This is a genomic window from Burkholderia thailandensis E264 (assembly GCF_000012365.1).
Lineage (GTDB): Bacteria > Pseudomonadota > Gammaproteobacteria > Burkholderiales > Burkholderiaceae > Burkholderia > Burkholderia thailandensis.
This window is the reverse complement of record NC_007651.1, coordinates 3,181,859-3,205,184: the sequence shown is the minus strand read 5'-3', so window position 1 is coordinate 3,205,184 and position 23,326 is coordinate 3,181,859. Positions and strand designations below refer to the sequence as shown.

Annotated in this window: 19 protein-coding genes; 17 read left to right on the top strand and 2 right to left on the bottom strand. The window is 66.7% G+C overall.

All coding sequences use genetic code 11. The features are described 5' to 3' along the window. Positions 1-13 precede the first annotated feature (13 nt). The 3 genes from gloB (at position 14) to BTH_RS26410 (ending at position 3,943) form a co-directional block, all read left to right on the top strand. Complete coding sequence (gene gloB / locus BTH_RS26420) at positions 14-820, top strand: hydroxyacylglutathione hydrolase (protein ID WP_009909790.1); 807 nt, start codon at positions 14-16, stop codon at positions 818-820. Positions 821-971: 151 nt separating this feature from the next. After that, the gene (locus tag BTH_RS26415) at positions 972-2,567 is read left to right on the top strand and encodes a transglycosylase SLT domain-containing protein (protein ID WP_011402489.1); all 1,596 of its coding nucleotides are present in this window, start codon (positions 972-974) and stop codon (positions 2,565-2,567) included. 137 nt (positions 2,568-2,704) lie between these two features. Continuing rightward, positions 2,705-3,943, top strand: a complete 1,239-nt coding sequence (locus BTH_RS26410; protein ID WP_011402488.1) for an MFS transporter — start codon at positions 2,705-2,707, stop codon at positions 3,941-3,943. 127 nt (positions 3,944-4,070) lie between these two features. Here BTH_RS26410 and BTH_RS26405 read toward each other — a convergent pair whose 3' ends face one another. After that, positions 4,071-5,213: a DUF6670 family protein gene (locus tag BTH_RS26405; protein ID WP_009891920.1), complete on the bottom strand. Its 1,143-nt coding sequence runs from the start codon at positions 5,211-5,213 to the stop codon at positions 4,071-4,073. A gap of 245 nt (positions 5,214-5,458) precedes the next feature. Here BTH_RS26405 and BTH_RS26400 point away from each other — a divergent pair, with 245 nt between their 5' ends. From BTH_RS26400 to BTH_RS26375, 6 genes are all read left to right on the top strand, one after another. Beyond that, complete coding sequence (locus BTH_RS26400; RefSeq protein ID WP_009891919.1) at positions 5,459-6,481, top strand: AraC family transcriptional regulator; 1,023 nt, start codon at positions 5,459-5,461, stop codon at positions 6,479-6,481. A 372-nt stretch (positions 6,482-6,853) separates the two neighbouring features. After that, positions 6,854-7,999: a glutamine-hydrolyzing carbamoyl-phosphate synthase small subunit gene (carA, locus tag BTH_RS26395; RefSeq protein WP_009891917.1), complete on the top strand. Its 1,146-nt coding sequence runs from the start codon at positions 6,854-6,856 to the stop codon at positions 7,997-7,999. 31 nt (positions 8,000-8,030) lie between these two features. Further along, on the top strand, positions 8,031-8,690 hold the full coding sequence (gene leuE / locus BTH_RS26390; RefSeq protein ID WP_009891916.1) for a leucine efflux protein LeuE: 660 nt from the start codon (positions 8,031-8,033) through the stop codon (positions 8,688-8,690). 51 nt (positions 8,691-8,741) lie between these two features. Next, complete coding sequence (gene carB, locus BTH_RS26385) at positions 8,742-11,996, top strand: carbamoyl-phosphate synthase large subunit (RefSeq protein ID WP_009891914.1); 3,255 nt, start codon at positions 8,742-8,744, stop codon at positions 11,994-11,996. Positions 11,997-12,114: 118 nt separating this feature from the next. Beyond that, positions 12,115-12,591 carry a transcription elongation factor GreA gene (gene greA, locus BTH_RS26380; protein WP_009891912.1) on the top strand — a complete coding sequence of 159 codons (477 nt, stop codon included), beginning with the start codon at positions 12,115-12,117 and terminating at the stop codon, positions 12,589-12,591. After that, positions 12,591-13,094, top strand: a complete 504-nt coding sequence (locus tag BTH_RS26375) for a DUF4149 domain-containing protein (RefSeq protein ID WP_009891911.1) — start codon at positions 12,591-12,593, stop codon at positions 13,092-13,094. Before greA ends, BTH_RS26375 begins: the two co-directional genes overlap by 1 nt. An 80-nt stretch (positions 13,095-13,174) precedes the next feature. Here BTH_RS26375 and BTH_RS26370 read toward each other — a convergent pair whose 3' ends face one another. Then, positions 13,175-13,720, bottom strand: coding sequence for a YhbY family RNA-binding protein (locus BTH_RS26370; RefSeq protein WP_009891910.1), 546 nt, complete (start codon positions 13,718-13,720; stop codon positions 13,175-13,177). 193 nt (positions 13,721-13,913) lie between these two features. Between BTH_RS26370 and BTH_RS26365 the strand changes: the two genes are divergently transcribed. From BTH_RS26365 to pstB, 8 genes are all read left to right on the top strand, one after another. Further along, complete coding sequence (locus BTH_RS26365; protein WP_009891909.1) at positions 13,914-14,576, top strand: RlmE family RNA methyltransferase; 663 nt, start codon at positions 13,914-13,916, stop codon at positions 14,574-14,576. A 167-nt stretch (positions 14,577-14,743) separates the two neighbouring features. Next, positions 14,744-16,630, top strand: coding sequence for an ATP-dependent zinc metalloprotease FtsH (gene ftsH / locus BTH_RS26360; RefSeq protein ID WP_009891908.1), 1,887 nt, complete (start codon positions 14,744-14,746; stop codon positions 16,628-16,630). A gap of 112 nt (positions 16,631-16,742) precedes the next feature. Beyond that, positions 16,743-17,633 (top strand): dihydropteroate synthase, encoded by an 891-nt coding sequence (folP, locus tag BTH_RS26355; RefSeq protein ID WP_009891907.1) that lies wholly within the window; start codon positions 16,743-16,745, stop codon positions 17,631-17,633. A gap of 25 nt (positions 17,634-17,658) precedes the next feature. Further along, the gene (gene glmM / locus BTH_RS26350; protein WP_009891906.1) at positions 17,659-19,017 is read left to right on the top strand and encodes a phosphoglucosamine mutase; all 1,359 of its coding nucleotides are present in this window, start codon (positions 17,659-17,661) and stop codon (positions 19,015-19,017) included. Between the two features lie 426 nt (positions 19,018-19,443). Next, the gene (gene pstS, locus BTH_RS26345) at positions 19,444-20,472 is read left to right on the top strand and encodes a phosphate ABC transporter substrate-binding protein PstS (RefSeq protein ID WP_009891905.1); all 1,029 of its coding nucleotides are present in this window, start codon (positions 19,444-19,446) and stop codon (positions 20,470-20,472) included. Positions 20,473-20,578: 106 nt separating this feature from the next. Beyond that, the gene (pstC, locus tag BTH_RS26340; protein WP_011402485.1) at positions 20,579-21,565 is read left to right on the top strand and encodes a phosphate ABC transporter permease PstC; all 987 of its coding nucleotides are present in this window, start codon (positions 20,579-20,581) and stop codon (positions 21,563-21,565) included. Continuing rightward, positions 21,562-22,455 carry a phosphate ABC transporter permease PstA gene (gene pstA / locus BTH_RS26335; protein WP_009891903.1) on the top strand — a complete coding sequence of 298 codons (894 nt, stop codon included), beginning with the start codon at positions 21,562-21,564 and terminating at the stop codon, positions 22,453-22,455. Before pstC ends, pstA begins: the two co-directional genes overlap by 4 nt. Before the next feature lie 15 nt (positions 22,456-22,470). Beyond that, positions 22,471-23,319 (top strand): phosphate ABC transporter ATP-binding protein PstB, encoded by an 849-nt coding sequence (gene pstB / locus BTH_RS26330; RefSeq protein ID WP_009891901.1) that lies wholly within the window; start codon positions 22,471-22,473, stop codon positions 23,317-23,319. The last annotated feature ends 7 nt before the right edge of the window (positions 23,320-23,326 follow it).

Here is a 23,326-nt window from a genome sequence, read left to right as displayed (position 1 = left end):
TGATTGCGCGCCCATGAACGAGCTGGAATACGTGCCGGTGCCGGCATTCGACGACAACTACATCTGGCTCGTATCGGACGGCCGCCATGCGGTCGCCGTCGATCCGGGCGAAGCCGCGCCGGTGCGTCGCCATCTCGACGCGCGAGGCTGGCGACTGACCGCTATTTTACTCACGCACCACCACGGCGACCATGTCGGCGGAGTGGCCGAGCTGCTCGCGACCGCGCGCGAAGGCGAGCCGCTCGCGGTGTTCGGCCCCGCGCACGAGGCGATCGAGCACCTCACGCACCGCGTGACGGGCGGCGAGCGCGTGCGCATCGGTTCGCCCGCGTTCGAGTTCGACGTGATCGACGTGCCGGGCCACACGCGCGGCCACATCGCGTACTTCCAGCCGGCCGGGCCGGGCAACGCCGCGCCGCACCTCTTTTGCGGCGATACGCTGTTCTCGTGCGGCTGCGGGCGCCTCTTCGAGGGCACGCCCGCGCAGATGCTCGCGTCGCTCGACGCGCTCGCGGCGCTGCCGGGCGACACGCGCGTGCACTGCGCGCACGAGTACACGCTGTCGAACATCCGGTTCGCGCTCGCGTGCGAGCCGGACAACGCGGCGCTCGCCGCGTGGCGCGACGAAGCGCTCGCGCGCCGCGCGCGCCACGAGCCGACGCTGCCGACGACGATCGCGCACGAGCGCGCGGTGAACCCGTTCCTGCGCGCGGACAGCCCGTCGATCCGCGCGACGCTCGAAGCGCAACTGCACGAGGGGGCGCCCGACCGGCTCGCGGCGTTCACGCTGATGCGCGAGTGGAAAAACCGTTTTCGTTGAGCGCGCGAGAGCCGGGGCAAGCTCAACCGAAATCTGGAGAATCGGCCCCAAATACCCGATTTAGCAGGTTTTTTCGGCCTTTTTGTTGACGCGAAGCACGCACTTTCGTACTATCGCCTGCAATTTCCAGTTGTTGGAAGCCGAGATTTTCATGCGATTCCTTCTTAGTGCGCTGTTGGTCCTGACGCTCGCCGCCTGCGCGGGCACCGGGCCGACCGCCCAAAATTCCGCGGCCTCCGACCCGAACGCCGCTTCGGACTATTTGCGCAAGTCCGCCTCCGCGAAAGAAACCGTCGACGTCGACAAGCAATCGGTCGGCGACCTCACCACCGCCGACAGCGATCTCTGGGCGCGCATTCGCCGCGGCTTCCAGATGCCCGATCTGCGGAGCGACCTCGTCGACATGCAGGCGTCGTGGTACGCGCAGCGTCCCGACTACGTGCAGCGGATGACCGAGCGTTCGCAGAAGTACCTGTATCACATCGTCGAGGAACTCGAGTCGCGCCACATGCCGACCGAGCTCGCGCTGCTGCCGTTCATCGAATCGGCGTACAACCCGCAGGCGCTGTCCGTCGCGAAGGCGGCGGGGATGTGGCAGTTCATGCCGGCCACGGGGCGCACGTTCAACCTGAAGCGCAACATGTGGCAGGACGAGCGGCGCGACGTGCTCGCGTCGACGAGCGCCGCGCTCGATTACTTGTCGCGCCTGCATGACATGTTCGGCGACTGGTATCTCGCGCTCGCCGCGTACAACTGGGGCGAGGGCAACGTGCAGCGCGCGATCGCGCGCAACCAGGCGGCCGGCCTGCCGACCGACTACCAGAGCCTGCGGATGCCGAACGAGACGCGCAACTACGTGCCGAAGCTGCAGGCAGTCAAGAACATCGTGATGAACCCGCAGCAGTATGGCCTGACGCTGCCGGAGATTCCGAACCACCCGTATTTCGTGACGGTCACGACGTCGCGCGACATCGACGTGAAGGTCGCCGCGAAGCTCGCGAACCTGCCGCTCGACGAATTCAAGTCGCTCAACCCGTCGTTCTCGAAGCCGGTGATCCTCGGCGCGACGCAGCCGCAGATTCTGCTGCCGTTCGACAACGCGTCGGCGTTCGAGAAGGGGCTCAAGACGTACGACGGCCAACTGTCGTCGTGGACCGCGTATACGGTCACCGAGCGCGCGCGGCCCGCCGCGATCGCGGAGAAGATCGGCGTCGACGCGGACACGCTGATGCAGGTGAACAAGATTCCGGCGGGCATGCGGCTGAAGCCCGGTTCGACGATCGTCGTGCCGCGCACCGACGACGACGACGAGGACATCAGCGCCGACGTCGCCGAGAACGGCGTGCTCGCGATGGAGCCCGACGTGCCGGATACGCGCAAGATGCTGATCCGCGTGCGCCGCAAGCAGTCGATGGAGGCGCTCGCGAACCGCTACGGCGTATCGGTCGCGCAGCTGCGTGGATGGAACCGCACGCGTCGCGCGGTCGTGATGCCCGGCCAGACGATGGTGCTGCACGTGCCCGTCGGCCGCGCGGTGCCGGCGGAGCCCGGGCCCGAGCGGATCGCGACGTCGGTTGGAGGCGGTCGCATCGAGCGCGCGAGCCTGCGCACGGGCGGCAAGGCGTCGAGCCGGGGCCGCAAGGCGGCGCCCGTCGCGTCGAAGGCGTCGCCGAAGGCCGCGGCGAAGAGCGGCGCGAAGCCCGCGCACGCGAAGACCGCGAGCCGCAAGACGACGAAGAAAAAGTAGGACGAAAGGGCGCGCACGCCGCGGGGGCTTTCCGGCCGTCGGCGCGCAATCGACTATCATCGCCGGACGCCGTCACCTGGGTGACGGCGTTTTCGTTTGTGCGCGCCGAAGTCGGTTGGTCGGCCGGCGCTTTACCGGTGATCGTGATGTCCCCCGTGCAATTTCGCGTGTTCGCGCTGTTCGCGATCGGCTATTTCGTTTCGTACGTCTTTCGCGGCGTGAATCTCGGCTTCGCGCCGCTCATCACGCGCGACCTCGGCCTGTCCGCCGCGGATCTCGGGCTGCTGACGAGCCTTTACTTCCTCGGCTTCGCGTGCGCGCAGATTCCGGCCGGCGTGCTGCTCGACCGCTACGGCCCGCGCCGCGTGAGCGCCGCGCTGCTGCTCGTCGCGGCGGCGGGCGCGTGGGTGTTCGGCGCCGCGCACGACATCGGGACGATGATGGTCGGGCGTCTGTTGATCGGCGTCGGCGTTTCGGTGTGCCTGGGCGGTGCGTTCAAGGCGCTCGCGCAGCATTTTCCGGTTGCCAGGCTGCCGCTTCTGAACGGCTTCGTGATGGCGGTGGGCGGCCTGGGCGGCGTCGTGGTCGGCTCGCCGCTCGAATGGCTGCTCGGCTTCGCCGGCTGGCGCGCGGTATGCGCGGGGCTCGGCGCGTTTACGGTGGCGGTTGCGGCCGCGTTGTGGGCGTTTGCCCCCGATGTGCGGCAGAGCCGCCACGATGCGAGCGTCGCCGCGCAATTCGCGGGCACCTGGCGGATCGTCACGAACCGGACGTTCTGGAAAATCGCGTCGTTCTCGGTCGTCACGCAGGGCGTGTTCTACGCGATGCAGTCGCTGTGGGTCGGCGCGTACCTGCGCGATGTCAGCGGCTTCGCGCCGCGCGACGCGGCGGCGCTCGTGTCGGTGCTCGGCTTCGCGATGATGGCGGGCTGCGTCGGCTTCGGCGCGGCGGCGCGCGGGCTCGAGCGGCGCGGGGTGTCGCTGTACGCGTTCTGCGGGCTCGGGATGGCGCTGTTCGTCGCCACCCAGCTCGCGATCATGCTGCGTGCGCCGCTGCCCGCCGCGGTGCTCTGGTCGGCGTACGGCGTATTCGGCGGCGTCGGCATCCTGAGCTACGCGGTATTGGCCGAGTACTTCCCCGTGCAGTTGATCGGCCGCGCGAACACGACGCTCACGCTCGTCATCTTCGTGCTGATCTTCGGCTTTCAGATCGGCGTGGGCGCGGTGCTGTCGCATTGGCCGATGCATGCCGGACATTATCCGGCTGCGGCGCACCTGAGCGCGTGGGGCGCGCTTGTCGCGCTGCAGATCGCGAGCGCGGTCTGGTACGCGCTGCCCGATCGTGCGCTCGACAAATCCGCCCGGCGCGCGGACTGACGCGCGTCTCGCCCGCCGCGAGCGGAGCGCGGGCATCGACCGGCGCCGCGCGTCGCCGTGGCAGGCGCGGCGATGCCGCGCCACATCGCGCATTTGCGCGCGCGTCGCCGCCGGCGTGCGGCGCGCTTCATCTGCGCCGATCGACGTACTCGATGTATCCACGCCCGTTCGCCGGGCGGCCGTCGCGCTCGCCTTCCCAGCGATAGCCGCCGACGTAGCCGGTGCCGATGCCGAACAGCATCGGCGTGTCGACCGTCGCGTCGATGGCGAACAGATCGCGGCCGTGCCGGTCGCGCACGCGCCACGCGAACGTCTCGGGCAATCTCATCTCGTTGCCGTCCGGCGCGACGGCCGGCCGAGCCTGCACGCTCAGCACGCGGAAATGGACATCGGCGTCGAGCCGGTGTGCGCATTGGCCGACGATGCGCAGATACGCGCTCGTCAGCGCCGTGTGGCCGTCGACTTGCACGTGCGCGAGCAGTAGTTGCGTATCGGCGTCGAGGTCGATCACGTGATAGCTGAACACGTCCCACGGCAGCTTCGCGGCTGACGGCAGGAAGCGGTTGTAGAGCAGGTACGGCGACGTGCCGCGCGCGTATTCGTAGGTGCAGAGGCCCGAAACGTCGGTCGTTGCGCCGCCGTGCTGGATCGTGCCCCGATAGTGGGTGACGAGCGCGATGTGTTCGTAGAAGAGGCCTTTCGCGAACCATGTGACGTCGCCCGTCGCGGTGAGCGTCAGATCGACCGCGAAGCCGTCTCGGCGGCTCTTGAGCCGGAATTCGGGGTGGCGGCCGCTCAGTTCCAGGTCGCCGCCGAGGCGCAGCAGGCTGCCGTCCGCGCGCCACTCCGTGTCGCGCGGTATCGAGTAGCGCGTGAAATGGCGATCGACGGCGGCCGCCGTGCCGTGCACGAGCGTCGCGGTCTGCAGCGGGCCGTCGCCCGGCGCGGCCGCGAAGTCGGCGTCGAATACGCGCATGCCGGCGCTGCCGAGGATGATCGCGGTGGCCATGAAGTGATGCGGCGCGGGCAGGTCCGGAATCATGATCCCGTAGTGCACGAGGCCGAAGCGGCGCGCGCCGCCGTCCGGCGGGAACGTCGTCGGCCTGGGCAGTTCGTGCTGCACGGACGGTTCGACTGGCCGCAGAATCTGCATGGCGACTTTGGCGAACAGATAGCCGCGCCATCGTCGCCAGCCGCGATGGCGATGCCTGCTGTCGATCAGGGGCAGCGCGGTTGCGGCGTTCGGCTGCGGGGCGAGGGTGGTGCTCATGTCGTCTCCTGGCTATCGTGTTCGTCGCGTGGGGCGTGCCGGTAAAGCATCGGGCGCGCGGGCGGCGCGACGTGTCGCCGGCGCCGCGGGCGTGCGCGGGCCGCCGATGTCACGGCGGATCATCTGGCCTTCCGGTCGCGGCAAGCCGGCGGCGATCGCCCATGATCCGGCGTGCGGGAAAGATCGCATTGAGCATTACATTGAGCAATGGCATATTGGGCGTGCTCCGAACATTTGAGGCCATCTTGATCGCCAAGCTCGCCCATTGGGATTTCGCCCGGCCCGTCGGCACGACGCGCGTGCTCGTCGAAGTCGGCGTCGAGCAGGGGTTGACCGTCGACCGATGCCTCGACGGCAGCGGCGTTGCCCCTGAACGGCTCGACGAGCCGGACGCCACCGTCGCCGCAGCGCAGGAACTGCGCATCATCCGCAACCTGATGCGGCTGCTGGGGCCGGCGTTTCCGCTCGGCATCGAAGTCGGCCGCCGCTACCACGCGACGACTTACGGAATCTGGGGATTCGCGCTCATGAGCAGCGCGACGTTCGGCGATGCCGTGTCGGTCGGATTGCGCTACCTTCAACTGACGTCGACCTTCTGCGACATCCGGCCGACCGTGCGCGGCGAGGACGCGACGCTCGTGATCGACGATCGCGACCTGCCCGGCGACGTGCGCGACGTGCTGGTCGAAATCACGGTGGCCGCGTTGATCACGCTGCAGTTCGATCTCGATTCTGCGAACTTGCCGGTCAAGCGTCTTGCGCTCAAGATGAAGCCGCCGGCGTACGCCGGCCGCTTTCGGACGCTGTTCGATGCGTCGCCCGAATTCGGCGCGGCGCACAATGCGCTGACGGTCGACGCGCATTGTTTGGCTCTGAAGTTGCCGCAGCGCAACGCGCTGACGCGGCGGCAATGCGAGGACGAGTGCCGCCGCGTGCTCGAGCGCCGCCGTCGCAGCGAAGGCTGGGCGGGGCGTGTGCGCCGGCATCTCGCCGGCGATCCGGCGCGCGGCCCGACGATGGACGTGCTCGCGGCCGAGTTGGGCGTGAGCGTGCGCACGTTGCGGCGGCGGCTTGCGGATGAGGGGACGGATTACGAGACGGTCGTCGACGAGATTCGCGAGGCGCTGGCCGAAGCGCTGCTTGCGACCACGACGCTGACCGTCGCGGAAGTGTCGGAGCGCCTCGGTTATTCGGAACCTTCCGCGTTCGCGCGCGCGTTCAGGCGCTGGAAGGCGATGTCGCCGAATGAATACCGGCGGTCCGCGTGACGCCGGGCGTGCGGGCGCGAAAGCGATGCGCGCGGTTCTCGGCGGGCGGATGTGCGGGCGGCGCCCCGGCCCGGCGCGAGTCCGCGCGAAATGCGCCGATCGATTGAAGATAAGGCCAATTTCACGCTATAATTTGAAAGTTTGTGCTAATCAACCTCGCACCCTAGCGCCTACCTCCTTCATCCCGTTCGTCCGCCGCACGCCGCTTGACGCAGGCGATGCCGCGAAACCCCGCGCCTGCGCGCGCCGTTTCGCGCTCGACCGCAAGCCCGCGCGCGAAAGCGCCCACGCGCGCGTGATGCGTCACGCGGCCCGTGAGCGCGCGGCAGGATAGACAGGTCGGCGGCAAGGGTGTCCCCCAAGGAGCCCCCCGTGTTGCCGTCTTTTTCTCCCGCTTTGCTCGCACTCGCCGACGGCACGGTCTTTCGTGGTTATTCGATCGGCGCGGCCGGCCATACGATCGGCGAAGTCGTGTTCAACACCGCCATCACCGGCTATCAGGAAATCCTCACGGATCCGAGCTATGCGCGCCAGATCGTCACGCTGACCTATCCGCACATCGGCAACGTCGGCGTGAACGCCGAGGACGTCGAGGCGACGAAAGTCCATGCCGCCGGCCTTATCGTGCGCGATCTGCCCGCGCTGGCGTCTAACTTCCGGATGGAGCGCACGCTCGGCGATTATCTGCGCGACGAAGGCGTCGTCGCGATCGCGGGCATCGACACCCGCAAGCTGACCCGCATCCTGCGCGACAAGGGCGCGCAAAACGGCTGCATCCTGACGGGTTCCGATGACGAAACGAAGGCGCTCGCGCTCGCGCGCTCGTTCCCGGGGCTCGCGGGGATGGATCTCGCGAAGGTCGTGTCGACGACGAAGCCGTTCGAGTGGAGGCAGACCGAGTGGCGCCTCGGTAGCGGCTACGGCATGCAGGAGGCGCCTCGCTACCGCGTCGTCGCGTTCGACTTCGGCGTCAAATACAACATCCTGCGCATGCTCGCCGAGCGCGGCTGCCACGTGACCGTGCTGCCCGCGCAATCGAGCGCGGCCGAAGCGCTCGCGCTCAATCCGGACGGCATCTTCCTGTCCAACGGCCCGGGCGATCCGGAGCCGTGCGACTACGCGATCGCCGCGACGAAGGAGTTCATCGAGCGCGGCGTGCCGACCTTCGGCATCTGCCTCGGCCACCAGATCATGGGCCTCGCGCTCGGGGCGAAGACGCTCAAGATGAAGACGGGCCACCACGGCGCGAACCATCCGGTGAAGGATCTCGCGAACGGCCGCGTCGTGATCACGTCGCAGAACCACGGTTTCGCGGTCGACGCCGATTCGCTGCCCGCGAACGCGCGCGCGACGCACGTGTCGCTGTTCGACGGCACGCTGCAAGGCTTCGAGCTGACCGACAAGCCCGCGTTCTGCTTCCAGGGGCACCCGGAAGCGTCTCCCGGCCCGCACGACATCGGCTATCTGTTCGACCGCTTCACCGCGCTGATGGACGCGGCGAAGGCGCGCAGCGCCTGAGTCCATCGCATCGATTAGGGGGGCTCGCATCATGTTCGGTCACGCACTCGGCATCACGGATCTCTGGACCTACGTGTTCGGCGTGGTGTTCATCATTCTGCTGCCGGGGCCGAACTCGATGTACGTGCTGTCGCTCGCCGCGCAGCGCGGTGTGAAGGCCGGCTACCGCGCCGCGTGCGGCGTGTTCGTGGGCGACACCGTGCTGATGGTGCTGTCCGCCGCGGGCGTCGCGTCGCTCCTGAAGGCGAACCCGTTGCTGTTCTCGGTCGTCAAGTACGGCGGCGCCGCATACCTGCTGTACATCGGCGCAGGCATGCTGCGCGGCGCGTGGCGAAAGCTCGCGCGGCCCGCGGACGCGGGCGCCGACGTGCGGCGCGCGGTCGACGGCGAGCGGCCGTTTCGCAAGGCGCTCGTCGTGAGCCTCCTGAATCCGAAGGCGATCCTGTTCTTCATCTCGTTCTTCATCCAGTTCGTCGATCCGTCCTACGCGCATCCGGCGCTGTCGTTCGTCGTGCTGGGCGCGATCGCGCAATTCGCGAGCTTCGTCTATCTGAGCACGCTGATCTTCACGGGCGCGCGCCTCGCCGATCATTTCCGTCGCCGCCGCAAGCTCGCGGCCGGCGCGTCGGGCGGCGTGGGCGGCCTGTTCGTCGGCTTTTCCGTGAAGCTCGCGCTCGCGACGATGAGCTGAACATCGCCCGCCGTTCGCGCATCAACGATTATTTTTTGAATCCCAATAGCCATGCCAAAACGCACAGACATCAACAGCATCCTCATCATCGGCGCCGGCCCGATCATCATCGGCCAGGCGTGCGAGTTCGACTATTCGGGCGCGCAGGCATGCAAGGCGTTGCGTGAGGAGGGCTACAAGGTCATCCTCGTCAACAGCAATCCGGCTACGATCATGACCGATCCGAGCACGGCGGACGTCACGTACATCGAGCCGATCACGTGGGAAGTCGTCGAGCGCATCATCGCGAAGGAGCGCCCCGACGCGATCCTGCCGACGATGGGCGGCCAGACCGCGCTCAACTGCGCGCTCGACCTGTTCCACCACGGCGTGCTCGAGAAGTACGGCGTCGAGCTGATCGGCGCGTCGCCTGAAGCGATCGACAAGGCGGAAGACCGCCAGAAGTTCAAGGACGCGATGACGAAGATCGGTCTCGGTTCCGCGAAGTCGGGCATCGCGCATTCGTTGGAAGAGGCGCACAAGGTGCACGGCGAGATCATGGCGGCCACGGGCGGCAGCGGCTACCCGGTCGTGATCCGTCCGTCGTTCACGCTCGGCGGCTCGGGCGGCGGCATCGCGTACAACCGCGAGGAATTCGAGGAGATCTGCAAGCGCGGCCTCGACCTGTCGCCGACGCGCGAGCTGCTGATCGAGGAATCGCTGCTCGGCTGGAAGGAGTACGAGATGGAAGTCGTGCGCGACCGCGCCGACAACTGCATCATCGTCTGCTCGATCGAGAACCTCGACCCGATGGGCGTGCACACGGGCGACTCGATCACGGTCGCCCCGGCGCAGACGCTCACCGACAAGGAATACCAGATCCTGCGTAACGCGTCGCTCGCGGTGCTGCGCGAGATCGGCGTCGACACGGGCGGCTCGAACGTGCAGTTCTCGATCAACCCGAAGGACGGCCGCATGGTCGTGATCGAGATGAACCCGCGCGTGTCGCGTTCGTCGGCGCTCGCGTCGAAGGCGACGGGCTTTCCGATCGCGAAGGTCGCGGCGAAGCTCGCGGTCGGCTACACGCTCGACGAGCTGAAGAACGAGATCACGGGCGGTGCGACGCCCGCGTCGTTCGAGCCGACGATCGATTACGTCGTCACGAAGATCCCGCGCTTCGCGTTCGAGAAGTTCCGCGAGGCCGATTCGCGGCTGACGACGCAGATGAAGTCGGTCGGCGAAGTGATGGCGATCGGCCGGACGTTCCAGGAGTCGTTCCAGAAGGCGCTGCGGGGCCTCGAAGTCGGCGTCGACGGTCTCGACGAGAAGACGACGAGCCGCGACGAGATCGTCCGCGAGATCGGCGAGCCGGGCCCGGACCGGATCTGGTACGTTGGCGACGCGTTTCGCATCGGCATGTCGCGCGAGCAGATCTTTGAGGAAACCGCGATCGATCCGTGGTTCCTCGCGCAGATCGAGCAGATCGTGCTGAAGGAGAAGGCGCTCGCCGGCCGCACGCTCGCGAGCTTGACGAAGGACGAGCTGCATTATCTGAAGCAGAGCGGCTTCTCCGACCGGCGCCTCGCGAAGCTGCTCGGCGCGACGCCCGCCGACGTGCGCGCGCGCCGCCTCGCGCTGAACGTGCGCCCGGTCTACAAGCGCGTCGATACCTGCGCGGCCGAGTTTGCGACGAAGACGGCCTACATGTACTCGACTTACGAGGACGAGTGTGAGGCGCAGCCGACGACGAACAAGAAGATCATGGTGCTCGGCGGGGGGCCGAACCGGATCGGCCAGGGCATCGAGTTCGATTACTGCTGCGTGCACGCCGCGCTCGCGATGCGCGAGGACGGCTACGAGACGATCATGGTCAACTGCAACCCGGAAACGGTGTCGACCGACTATGACACGTCCGATCGCCTGTACTTCGAGCCGCTCACGCTCGAGGACGTGCTTGAGATCGTCGACAAGGAGAAGCCCGTCGGCGTGATCGTCCAGTACGGCGGCCAGACGCCGCTGAAGCTCGCGCTCGATCTCGAGGCGCACGGCGTGCCGATCATCGGCACGTCGCCGGACATGATCGACGCGGCCGAAGATCGCGAGCGCTTCCAGAAGCTCTTGCAGGATCTCGGCCTGCGCCAGCCGCCGAACCGCACCGCGCGCGCCGAGGACGAAGCGCTCGCGCTCGCCGACGAGATCGGCTATCCGCTCGTCGTGCGTCCGTCGTACGTGCTGGGCGGCCGCGCGATGGAGATCGTCCACGAGCCGCGCGACCTTGAGCGCTACATGCGCGAGGCGGTGAAGGTGTCGAACGATTCGCCGGTGCTGCTCGACCGCTTCCTGAACGACGCGATCGAATGCGATGTCGACTGCATCTGCGACGGCGACGCCGTGTTTATCGGCGGCGTGATGGAGCACATCGAGCAGGCGGGCGTTCACTCGGGCGACTCGGCATGCTCGCTGCCGCCGTACTCGCTGTCGAAGGAGACGGTTGCCGAGTTGAAGCGCCAGACGGGCGCGATGGCGAAGGCGCTGAACGTGGTCGGCCTGATGAACGTGCAGTTCGCGATCCAGCAGGTGCCGCAGCAGGACGGCTCGAAGGAAGACGTCATCTACGTGCTCGAAGTGAACCCGCGTGCGTCGCGCACGGTGCCGTACGTGTCGAAGGCGACGAGCCTGCCGCTCGCGAAGATCGCCGCACGCGCGATGGTCGGCCAGACGCTCGCGCAGCAGGGCGTGACGAAGGAAGTCGAGCCGCCGTACTTCAGCGTGAAGGAAGCGGTGTTCCCGTTCATCAAGTTCCCGACCGTCGACCCGGTGCTCGGGCCCGAGATGCGTTCGACGGGCGAGGTGATGGGCGTCGGCCGGACCTTCGGCGAGGCGCTCTTCAAGTCGCAGCTCGCGGCCGGCTCTCGCCTGCCGGAGTCGGGCACGGTGCTGCTCACGGTGATGGACGCGGACAAGCCGAAGGCCGTCGAGGTCGCGAAGATGTTGCACGATCTCGGCTATCCGCTCGTCGCGACGCGCGGCACGGCCGCCGCGATCGAGGCGGCGGGCGTGCCGGTGAAGGTCGTGAACAAGGTGAAGGACGGCCGTCCGCACATCGTCGACATGATCAAGAACGGCGAGATCGCGCTCGTGTTCACGACGGTCGACGAGACGCGCGCGGCGATCGCCGATTCGCGTTCGATCCGGATGAGCGCGCAGGCGCACAAGGTCACGTATTACACGACGATGTCCGGCGCACGCGCGGCGGTGGAGGGGCTTCGGTACCTGAAGGACTTGGAAGTCTATGATTTACAAGGTCTGCACGCTCGCCTAAACTAAGCCTCCAGTTACCTGTCCAAGCAACACGTGCCGCGATTAAGCGGCGTTTCCGATGTTTCGGAAATGCGCTTAATCGCGGTGATTTTTTTTATGGCCGTTTTTAGCTATTGAGTCGTTTATGAGCACCATTCCGTTGACGAAGCGTGGCGCAGATCAACTGCGCGATGAACTGCAGCGCCTGAAATCCGTCGAGCGGCCGGCCGTCATCAACGCGATCGCCGAAGCGCGCGCGCAGGGCGACTTGTCCGAGAACGCCGAATACGACGCCGCGAAGGAAAAGCAGGGTTTTATCGAGGGCCGCATCGCGGAAATCGAATCGAAGCTGTCGGCCGCGCAGATCATCGATCCGACGGCAGTCGACGCCGACGGCCGCGTGGTGTTCGCCGCGACGGTCGAGCTCGAGGATCTCGAGACGGGCGACACGGTGAAGTACCAGATCGTCGGCGACGACGAAGCCGATCTCGATCACGGTCTGATTTCGGTCAGCTCGCCGATCGCGCGCGCGCTGATCGGCAAGTCCGAAGGCGACGTCGCGGCGGTTCAGGCGCCCAGCGGCGTGCGCGAGTACGAGATCATTTCGGTGCTGTACATCTGATGGCCGGTTCCGCGGCGCCGCACCGGCTGTTTCGCCTGTTGGCGACGGTTTGGGTCGGCAGCCTGCTGACGATCGGCTACGCGGTCGCGCCGGTGCTGTTCGCGACGCTCGAGCGTGCGACGGCGGGCTCCGTCGCCGCGCGCCTGTTCGGCATCGAGGCGACGATCGGCGCGGTGTGCGGCGTGCTGCTGATCGGCCTGTCGAATCTGCTCGTGCGGCGCGGCCATGACGCGTACCGGCGGCTGCGCTGGCTGCTCGCGGCGATGCTCGGCTGCGTGCTCGTCGGTTACTTCGCGTTGCAGCCGTTCATGAACGCGTTGCGGGTCGCGGCGCTCGAGGCGGGAGCGGACGTCGGCCATTCCGCGTATGCGGGGCGCTTCGCGTTGCTGCACGGCATATCGAGTTTCTTCTATCTCGTCGAGAGCCTGGTCGGCATCGCGCTGATCTGGCAGCTGCCGGGAGACGGCGGCGCGAACCCGCTCGACGGCGAGCGGCGCGCCTGAGCCTGTGCACGCGGCCGGCGCGCCTCGTGCGCGGGCCCGTCGACCGGCCGATCAGGCCGTGCGACGCGTCCGATAAGCGATTACTTCTCGTTCTGGTGCTGACGCTTCGCGCTCGACTGGCGTTTCTTCGCGCGCTTCACGTTGCCGCCCGCCGTCACGCGCTCGTTGCCGAGCACGCGCACTTTCTGCGGCTTCGGGCGGCGCACGGCGGGCGCGTTCGGCGATTGTTTGACCACCTTGACGACGCGCGGCGCACGGCCTTTCGCGACCTCGGGTTGCGCGGCGCCCGCGCGGGCCGCTTCGCGCGCGCTGGGCACGCCGCGGCGGCCGCGCTGCGGCGCCGCTTCGGCCTGCTCGGGCTTCCAGATCACGAGCAGCTTGCCGATGTGCTGGATCGGCGCCGCGTTCAGGCGGTCGCAGATTTCGTCATAGATCGCGACGCGCTCGTCGCGCTCGTCGCCGAACACGCGAATCTTGATCAGTTGGTGCGCGGCGAGGTGAACCTCGATCTCGGCGAGCACGGCGTCGGTCAGCCCTTCGGCGCCGATCAGCACGACGGGCTTGAGCGCATGGGCTTCGGAACGCAGCGCGGAGCGCTCGGCGGGGGAAAGCGAAAGGGCGGGCATCGGAATGAGGAATTCGAATCAAATTGACGGCGGGCAAGCCGGGACGAGCGACGAAGCTTTTCCGCGGCGGCGCGCCGAAACCACGTAAAATCGCGGCTTGGGCCCGTCGGGGCCGTAAGCCGCGCCAATAAGACCCGCATTATCCGCCAAAAGCGCGGCTTCACGAAGCAATCGGCAGCAATCTCTTCATCGCATGGCAAAGAACCGCTTTAACCAATCCTGGTTGCACGACCACATCAACGACCCGTACGTCAAAATGGCGCAGCGGGAAGGGTATCGCGCGCGCGCCGCGTACAAGCTGAAGGAAATCGACGAGCAGGACAAGCTGATCCGTCCGGGCCAGGTGATCGTCGATCTGGGCGCGGCGCCGGGGAGCTGGAGCCAGTACGCGCGCAACAAGCTCGCGCAGGGCCGGCGGCGCGACGCGGTGCGCGAAGGCGGCATCGACGGCACGATCATCGCGCTCGACATGTTGCCGATGGAGCCCATCGCCGACGTCCATTTCATCCAGGGTGACTTCCGCGAGGAGACGGTGCTGCACCAATTGGAGGAGGTCCTCGCCGGGCGCTCGGTCGACCTTGTAATTTCCGACATGGCCCCCAACCTGTCCGGCGTGGCGGTCGCGGACGCGGCGCGGATCGAGCATGTCTGCGATCTGGCGCTCGAATTCGCGCAAAATCATCTGAAACCGGATGGCGCTCTTTTGGTGAAGTGCTTCCACGGCAGCGGCTACAGCCAGATTGTCGAGAAATTCAAGCACCAATTTAAAACGGTGGCGCCGCGCAAGCCAAAAGCTTCCCGCGACAAATCGTCCGAAACATTTATTTTGGGTCGGCATCTGAAGCTGCCGCGCTGAAGGTGGCATCGCGCGGCAGGATGCGCCGGAGCCCTTGCCAGCCGTGCCGCGCGCCTATCGGCGCGGTAGCGAATCCTTATGGCGAGGGGCTGCGGACTGGATTAGAATGCCTGAGGAGCGCCGCAAGGCAAATGTAGGCGCTCGTCTATGAGTGAAGGAGTGGTGCTTTGAACAACAATATGTTTTCGAAGGCAGCAGTGTGGCTGGTGATCGCACTGGTGCTGTTTACGGTGTTCAAGCAGTTCGACAAGCCCCGCGTCCAGGAAGGCGTCTCCTATTCGCAGTTCATGGATGACGCGAAGAACGGCAAGATCAAGAACGTCGTCGTGCAGGGGCGCAACCTCACCGTCACTCCCGCGGATGGTCAGAAGTATCAGATCGTGTCGCCGGGCGACATCTGGATGGTCGGCGATCTGATGAAGTACGGCGTGCAGGTCAGCGGCAAGGCCGACGACGAGCCGAACGCGCTCGTCTCCGCGCTCTACTATCTCGGTCCCACGCTGCTCATCATCGTGTTCTGGTTCTACATGATGAGACAGATGCAGGGGGGCGGTAAGGGCGGCGCATTCTCGTTCGGCAAATCCCGCGCGCGGCTGATCGACGAGAACAACAACGCGGTCAACTTCTCCGACGTCGCCGGTTGCGACGAAGCGAAGGAGGAAGTGTCCGAGCTCGTCGATTTCCTCCGCGATCCGCAGAAATTCCAGAAGCTCGGCGGCCGCATTCCGCGCGGCGTGCTGCTCGTCGGGCCCCCGGGCACCGGTAAGACGCTCCTCGCGCGCGCGATCGCAGGCGAGGCGAAGGTGCCGTTCTTCAGCATTTCCGGCTCGGACTTCGTCGAAATGTTCGTCGGCGTCGGCGCGGCCCGCGTGCGCGACATGTTCGAGCAGGCGAAAAAGCATGCGCCTTGCATCGTGTTCATCGACGAAATCGACGCGGTCGGCCGTCATCGCGGCGCCGGCATGGGCGGCGGCAACGACGAGCGCGAGCAGACGCTGAACCAGATGCTCGTCGAGATGGACGGCTTCGAGGCGAATTCGGGCGTGATCGTGATCGCCGCGACGAACCGCTCCGACGTGCTCGACAAGGCGCTCCTGCGCCCCGGCCGTTTCGACCGTCAGGTCTACGTCGGCCTGCCGGACATCCGCGGCCGCGAGCAGATCATGCGCGTGCACCTGCGCAAGGTGCCGATCGCGAACGACGTCGATGCGGCGGTCATCGCGCGCGGCACGCCGGGCTTCTCGGGCGCCGATCTCGCGAACCTCGTCAACGAGGCGGCGCTCTTCGCCGCGCGCCGCGGCAAGCGGATCGTCGAGATGCAGGACTTCGAGGACGCGAAGGACAAGATCTTCATGGGGCCGGAGCGCAAGTCGGCGGTGATTCGCGAGGAAGCGAAGCGCGCGACCGCTTACCACGAGTCGGGGCACGCGGTGATCGCGAAGCTGCTGCCGAAGGCCGATCCGGTTCACAAGGTGACGATCATCCCGCGCGGCCGCGCTCTCGGCGTGACGTGGCAGTTGCCCGAGCACGACAACGAGACGTATTCGAAGGACTACCTGCTCGACCGCCTCGCGATTCTGTTCGGCGGCCGGGTGGCCGAAGAGCTGTTCCTGAATCTCGTGAGCACCGGCGCGTCGGACGACTTCAACAAGGCGACGCAGACCGCGCGCGCGATGGTGGCTCGCTTCGGGATGACCGATGCGCTCGGGCCGATGGTGTACGTCGACGACGAGAACGACGGCGGACCGTTCGGGCGCGGGTTCACGCGCACGATCTCGGAGGCGACGCAGCAGAAGGTCGACGCGGAAATCCGCCGCGTGCTCGACGAGCAATACGGACTTGCTCGCCGTCTGCTCGAAGAGAACCGCGACAAGGTCGAGGCGATGACGGCCGCGCTGATGGAATGGGAAACGATCGACGCCGATCAGATCAACGACATCATGGAAGGGCGTCCGCCGCGTTCGCCGAAGAGCGCGCCGCCGGCCGGCGATCCTTCGTCGGGCGGTTCGTCCGGCGCCGAAGTCAAGCCGGGCAACGCCACCGCGCCGGCATAAACGATTGCGGCTTTCGTTCACGGGCTGGTGTGGCTGTCACACCGGCCCGTTTTGCTTTCTTGTCAGACGCTTTTCATCGCTTCCCATCGCGTTCGATCCGACGCTTCAGCTCGTGTCCAGTCCCGATCCCGTTTTTTCCATTCCCGAACCGCTGCAGTGCGGCCGCTTCACGCTGACCTTCGAGCGGCCCCTCGTGATGGGCATCCTCAACGTCACCCCCGATTCGTTTTCGGACGGCGGACGTTACGTCGCCCGAGACGCCGCGCTCGCGCAGGCGGAGCGGATGCTTGCCGAGGGCGCCGACATCATCGACATCGGCGGCGAATCGACGCGTCCCGGCGCGCCGCCCGTGCCGCTCGACGAGGAACTCGAGCGGGTGATTCCGCTCGTCGAAGCGCTGCGCGGCATGAGCGTGCCGCTGTCGATCGACACGTACAAGCCCGCCGTGATGCGCGCGTCGCTCGCGGCCGGCGCCGATCTGATCAACGACATCTGGGGCCTGCGGCAGCCGGGCGCGATCGACGCGGTGCGCGACAGCGCGTGCGGCCTCTGCGTGATGCACATGCTCGGCGAGCCGCGGACGATGCAGGTGCACGAGCCCGACTATCGCGACGTGGTCGCCGACGTGCGCGCGTTTCTCGCCGAGCGCGTCGACGCGCTCGTGCAGGCCGGCATCGATGCCCGGCGTATCAGCGTCGATCCGGGGTTCGGTTTCGGCAAGGCGGTGATAGAACACAACTATGCGCTGCTCGCTCATTTGCCACGGACGGCGCCCGCGCGGCCCGGCGGACGGGCGTATCCGATTCTCGCCGGCATGTCGCGCAAGTCGATGCTGGGCGCGCTGATCGGCAAGCCCGCGCCCGAGCGCGTCGCGGCGAGCGTCGCCGCGGCGGTTTGCGCGCTCGAGCGGGGCGCGGCGATCGTGCGCGTGCATGACGTCGCCGCGACCGTCGACGCACTGAAAGTATGGAGCGCCGTGCGCGATGCCGCGCGGCGAGCATAAGTCGAAACCAGGAGGAAGGTTCTACATGGGACGTCGTTATTTCGGCACGGACGGCATTCGCGGCAAGGTCGGCGACGCGCCGATCACCCCCGATTTCGTGTTGCGGCTCGGTTACGCGGCGGGCAAGGTGCTCGCGAGCGCGCCTGGCCGCGCGGCGTCGGGCGCGCGGCCGACGGTGCTGATCGGCAAGGACACGCGCGTGTCGGGCTACATGCTCGAAGCCGCACTTGAAGCAGGTTTTTCCGCGGCGGGCGTCGACGTGATGCTCGCGGGCCCGATGCCGACGCCGGGCGTCGCGTATCTGACGCGCGCGCTGCGGCTGTCGGCGGGCGTCGTGATCAGCGCGTCGCACAATCCGTATCACGACAACGGCATCAAGTTCTTCTCGGCCGACGGCAACAAACTGCCGGACGAAACCGAAGCCGAGATCGAGGCGTGGCTCGACAAGTCGCTCGATTGCGCGCCGTCGGATGGGCTCGGTAAGGCGCGGCGTCTCGACGACGCGGCCGGCCGCTACATCGAGTTCTGCAAGAGCACGTTCCCGGCTGCGTTCGACCTGCGCGGGATGAAGCTTGTCGTCGATTGCGCGCACGGCGCCGCGTATCAGGTCGCGCCGCATGTATTTCACGAACTTGGCGCGGATGTGATCCCGATCGGCGTGGCGCCGAACGGCTTCAACATCAACGACGGCGTCGGCGCGACGGCGCCCGACGCGCTGATGCGCGCGGTGCGCGCGAACCATGCCGATCTGGGCATTGCCCTCGACGGCGATGCGGATCGCCTGCTCGTCGTCGACCATACTGGGCGGCTGTATAACGGCGATGAGTTGCTGTACGTGCTCGTCAAGGATCGCATTGCAACTAACGGCCAGGTTGAGGGGGCGGTGGGCACGCTGATGACGAATCTCGCCGTCGAAGTCGCGCTGAAAGACGCGGGCGTGCAGTTCGTGCGGGCGGCGGTTGGCGATCGCTACGTGCTCGAGCAGTTGCGCGAGCGCGGCTGGCAACTCGGCGCCGAGGGCTCGGGCCACATTCTGTCGCTCGATCGGCATTCGACGGGCGACGGGATCGTCTCGGCGCTGCTCGTGCTCGCCGCGCTCAAGCGCAGCGGCAAGACGCTCGCGCAGATGCTCGAAGGCGTCACGCTGTTCCCGCAGAAGCTGATCAACGTGCGGATGAAGCCTGGCGCCGACTGGAAGGGCAGTGATGCGATCCGCCGCGCGATCGGTTCGGCCGAGCAGGCGCTTGCCGGCAGCGGCCGCGTGCTGATCCGCGCGTCGGGGACGGAACCCGTGTTGCGGGTGATGGTCGAGGCGCGGCACGCGGCGGATGCGAACCATCATGCGGAGGCGATTGCCGACGCGGTCAAGCAGGCGACGGCGTAAGCGCGGCGCGCTCGCGCCGAGCCCGAATCGGCCGGACAGGCCGGGTCGGAGTCGGCGTCGGACTCATCCCGCCCTCATATCGCGGGGCCGCCGATCCGTCCCGGATCGCGGCCCTGCGGCAATCTCGCGCCGCGTCCGAAATTTGTCGGACTAAATAGAAAGACACAAAATCAGGCGGGCGCCGGTCGCGGCGACGCGGCCCGTCCGCGGCCGCTCGCCAACTTCGGCTTTTCCTTCGCGTGAATTTTTTCCTACGCTCTACAGGCGGGCCGCTCGAACCCGCCGGCAGCCGCGACAGACGGCGCTGTCGCCTTTCAATCGGGTCATGCTGCTGTCATACAAGGTTCATTGACTGTCACATTACTGTCATGAGTAGCCCCTAATCTTCGCGGTGCCGTAGTCATCCGCTCACACACTGGAGGTCTCATGAAATTGATGCAAACCGCGTTCGCCGGTCTCGCCGGCGCGCTTTTCGCGGTCGCCGCACACGCCGACATCACCGGCGCGGGCAGCACCTTCGCCATGCCGATTTACACGAAATGGGCAGCCGACTATCAGCAGTCGGGCGGCGCGAAGGTCAACTATCAGGGCATCGGCTCGTCGGGCGGCCTGAAGCAGATCATCGCGAAGACGGTCGATTTCGCCGGCTCGGATGCGCCTCTGAAGGATGACGAACTCGCGAAGGAAGGCCTGTTCCAGTTCCCGACGGTGGTGGGCGGCGTCGTGCCCGTCGTCAACGTCCCGGGCGTGAAGGCGGGCGAACTGACGCTGTCGGGCGAGGTCCTCGGCGACATCTATCTCGGCAAGATCAAGAAGTGGAACGATCCGGCGATCGCCGCGCTGAACCCGAAGGTCAAGCTGCCGGATACGGACATCGCGGTCGTGCGCCGCGCGGACGGCTCGGGCACGAGCTTCATCTGGACGAACTACCTGTCGAAGGTCAACAACGAGTGGAAGTCGAAGGTCGGCGAAGGCACGACCGTCAACTGGCCGACGGGCACGGGCGGCAAGGGCAACGACGGCGTCGCGGCCTTCGTGCAGCGCCTGCCGGGCGCGATCGGCTACGTCGAGTGGGCGTACGCGAAGAAGAACAACATGATCTACACCGCGCTGAAGAACTCGACGGGCGCCGTGGTCGAGCCGAAGACCGAGACGTTCAAGGCCGCCGCCGCCGGCGCGAACTGGTCGAAGTCGTTCTACCAGATCCTGACGAACCAGCCGGGCAAGGAAGCGTGGCCGGTCGTCGGCGCGACGTTCGTGCTGCTGCACGCGAAGCAGGACAAGCCGGCGCAAGGCACGGCAACGCTGAAGTTCTTCGACTGGGCGTTCAAGAACGGCGCGAAGGCGGCGGACGATCTGGATTACATCTCGCTGCCGGCATCGGTCGAGACGGAAATCCGCAACCAGTGGAAGGTGAAGGTGACGGACGCGGCCGGCAAGGCGGTCGCGGAGTAAGCTTGACGGTAACGTCATAGCGGTTCGCCGCCCGGCCGCACGGCAGGGCGGCGTGTGCGGTACAGGCGGGCGGCGCAAGCCGTCCGTCATTGAAAAACAGGCTCCCATGTCTGACATCCCTTTCGCGTCGACACGATCCGGCGACCAGCCGCCCATGCGCGCGCCGAGCCGTTACGGCGACATCGTGTTCGGCGGCCTCACGCGCCTTGCGGCCATCGTGACGCTACTCCTCCTCGGTGGCATCATCGTGTCGCTCGTCATCGCGTCGATGCCGACCATCGAAAAGTTCGGCCTCTCGTTCCTGTGGCACGCCGAATGGGATCCCAACTCCGATTCGTATGGCGCGCTCGTGCCGATCTACGGGACCATCGTCACGTCGATCATCGCGCTCGTCATCGCGGTGCCCGTGAGCTTTGGCATCGCGCTCTTTCTCACCGAGCTGTCGCCTGTCTGGCTGCGCCGGCCGCTTGGCATCGCGATCGAGCTGCTCGCCGCGATCCCGTCGATCGTCTACGGGATGTGGGGGCTTCTCGTGTTCGCGCCGATCTTCGCGACGTACTTCCAGAAGCCCATCGGCGCGCTGCTGGGACCGATTCCGGTCATCGGCGCGCTGTTCCAGGGGCCGCCGATCGGCATCGGCATCCTGTCCGCCGGCGTGATTCTCGCGATCATGATCATCCCGTACATCGCATCGGTGATGCGTGACGTGTTCGAGGTGACGCCCGTGCTGCTGAAGGAATCCGCATACGGCATCGGCTGCACCACGTGGGAAGTGATGTGGAAGATCGTGCTGCCCTACACGAAGACGGGCGTGATCGGCGGCGTGATGCTCGGCCTCGGCCGCGCGCTCGGCGAGACGATGGCCGTCACGTTCGTGATCGGCAATACGAACCTGCTCGACAACGTGTCGCTGTACTCGCCCGGCAACAGCATCACGTCGGCGCTCGCGAACGAATTCGCGGAAGCGGCGCCCGGGCTGCATACGTCGGCGCTGATGGAGCTCGGCCTCATCCTGTTCGTGATCACGTTCATCGTGCTCGCGATCTCGAAGCTGATGCTGCAGCGCCTCGAACGCGGGGAGGGCCGCAAATGAGCGCGCCGATCGTCAACATGCCGGGTCCGGACGGAGCGGTGCTCGACGCGATGCGCGCGCGCTTGCAGCGCCGCCGCAAGGTGACCAACGTGATCGCGCTGACCGCGTCGCTCGCCGCGATGGCGTTCGGCCTGCTCTGGCTCGTCTGGATTCTCTACACGACGCTGCATCTCGGGATCGGCGGGCTGTCGCTCACGCTCTTCACCGAATCGACGCCGCCGCCGGACACGGCGGGCGGCGGGCTCGCGAACGCGATCGTCGGCAGCCTGCTGCTTGTCGCGCTCGCGACGTTCATCGGCACGCCGATCGGCATTCTCGCGGGCGTCTACCTCGCCGAGTACGGCCAGAAGAGCTGGCTCGCGAGCGTGATGCGCTTCATCAACGACATCCTGCTGTCCGCGCCGTCGATCGTCGTCGGTCTGTTCGTGTACGCGCTCGTCGTCGCGAAATCCGGCCACTTCAGCGGCTGGGCCGGCGTGATCGCGCTCGCGCTGTTGCAGATCCCGATCGTGATCCGCACGACCGAGAACATGCTGAAGCTCGTGCCGAATGCGCTGCGCGAGGCCGCGTTCGCGCTCGGCACGCCGAAGTGGCGGATGATCCTGAAGATCACGCTGCGCGCGTCGGTGGGCGGGATCGTCACGGGCGTGCTGCTCGCGGTCGCGCGGATCGCGGGCGAAACCGCGCCGCTGCTCTTCACCGCGCTGTCGAACCAGTTTTTCTCGGTCGACATGAGCCAGCCGATGGCGAACCTGCCCGTCACGATCTTCAAGTTCGCGATGAGCCCGTTCGCGCAATGGCAGTCGCTCGCGTGGGCGGGCGTGTTTCTGATTACGCTCGGGGTGCTGGGACTCAATATCCTCGCGCGCTCGGTCTTCTCGAAAAAGTAACGGCGGAGCAATCCGATGAACATGGCAGAAAGCCACCTCGATCCTTCGAAACTCGCCACGGGGCCGGCCGGCGCCGGCGCGGCGACGGGGCAGCGTCCGCTCGCGCCGCTGAACGCGAAGATCGAAGTCAAGAACCTGAATTTCTTCTACAACCAGTTTCACGCGCTGAAGAACATCAACCTGAGCATTCCCGAAGGGAAGGTGACGGCGTTCATCGGCCCGTCGGGCTGCGGCAAGTCCACGCTTTTGCGCACGTTCAACAAGATGTACGCGCTCTACCCGGAGCAGCGCGCGGAAGGCGAGATCGTGATGGACGGCGAGAACCTGCTGCAGTCGAAGCTCGACATCTCGCTCTTGCGCGCGCGCATCGGCATGGTATTCCAGAAGCCGACGCCGTTCCCGATGTCGATCTACGACAACATCGCGTTCGGCGTGAAGATGTTCGAGCGGCTCACGCGCTCGGAGATGGACGACCGCGTCGAATGGGCGCTCACGAAGGCGGCGCTCTGGAACGAAGTGAAGGACAAGCTGAGCCAGAGCGGCTATGGCCTGTCGGGCGGGCAGCAGCAGCGCCTTTGCATCGCGCGCGGCATCGCGATCCGGCCTGAAGTGCTGCTCCTCGACGAGCCGTGCTCGGCGCTCGATCCGATCTCGACGGGCCGCATCGAAGAGCTGATCGCGGAGTTGAAGAGCGACTACACGGTCGTCATCGTCACGCACAACATGCAGCAGGCGGCGCGCTGCTCGGACTACACCGCGTACATGTATCTCGGTGAGCTGATCGAGTTCGGCGAAACGGAGAAGATCTTCATCAAGCCGGCGCGCAAGGAAACGGAAGATTACATCACGGGCCGCTTCGGCTGACCGGATG

Bases quoted from the DNA above. Each gene is read 5' to 3' on its own strand.
- gloB (WP_009909790.1), top strand. From the start codon at position 14: ATGAACGAGCTGGAATACGTGCCGGTGCCGGCATTCGACGACAACTAC.
- BTH_RS26415 (WP_011402489.1), top strand. From the start codon at position 972: ATGCGATTCCTTCTTAGTGCGCTGTTGGTCCTGACGCTCGCCGCCTGC.
- BTH_RS26405 (WP_009891920.1), bottom strand. From the start codon at position 5,213: ATGAGCACCACCCTCGCCCCGCAGCCGAACGCCGCAACCGCGCTGCCC.
- leuE (WP_009891916.1), top strand. From the start codon at position 8,031: ATGTTCGGTCACGCACTCGGCATCACGGATCTCTGGACCTACGTGTTC.
- carB (WP_009891914.1), top strand. From the start codon at position 8,742: ATGCCAAAACGCACAGACATCAACAGCATCCTCATCATCGGCGCCGGC.
- greA (WP_009891912.1), top strand. From the start codon at position 12,115: ATGAGCACCATTCCGTTGACGAAGCGTGGCGCAGATCAACTGCGCGAT.
- BTH_RS26375 (WP_009891911.1), top strand. From the start codon at position 12,591: ATGGCCGGTTCCGCGGCGCCGCACCGGCTGTTTCGCCTGTTGGCGACG.
- BTH_RS26370 (WP_009891910.1), bottom strand. From the start codon at position 13,720: ATGCCCGCCCTTTCGCTTTCCCCCGCCGAGCGCTCCGCGCTGCGTTCC.
- BTH_RS26365 (WP_009891909.1), top strand. From the start codon at position 13,914: ATGGCAAAGAACCGCTTTAACCAATCCTGGTTGCACGACCACATCAAC.
- glmM (WP_009891906.1), top strand. From the start codon at position 17,659: ATGGGACGTCGTTATTTCGGCACGGACGGCATTCGCGGCAAGGTCGGC.
- pstS (WP_009891905.1), top strand. From the start codon at position 19,444: ATGAAATTGATGCAAACCGCGTTCGCCGGTCTCGCCGGCGCGCTTTTC.
- pstC (WP_011402485.1), top strand. From the start codon at position 20,579: ATGTCTGACATCCCTTTCGCGTCGACACGATCCGGCGACCAGCCGCCC.
- pstA (WP_009891903.1), top strand. From the start codon at position 21,562: ATGAGCGCGCCGATCGTCAACATGCCGGGTCCGGACGGAGCGGTGCTC.
- pstB (WP_009891901.1), top strand. From the start codon at position 22,471: ATGAACATGGCAGAAAGCCACCTCGATCCTTCGAAACTCGCCACGGGG.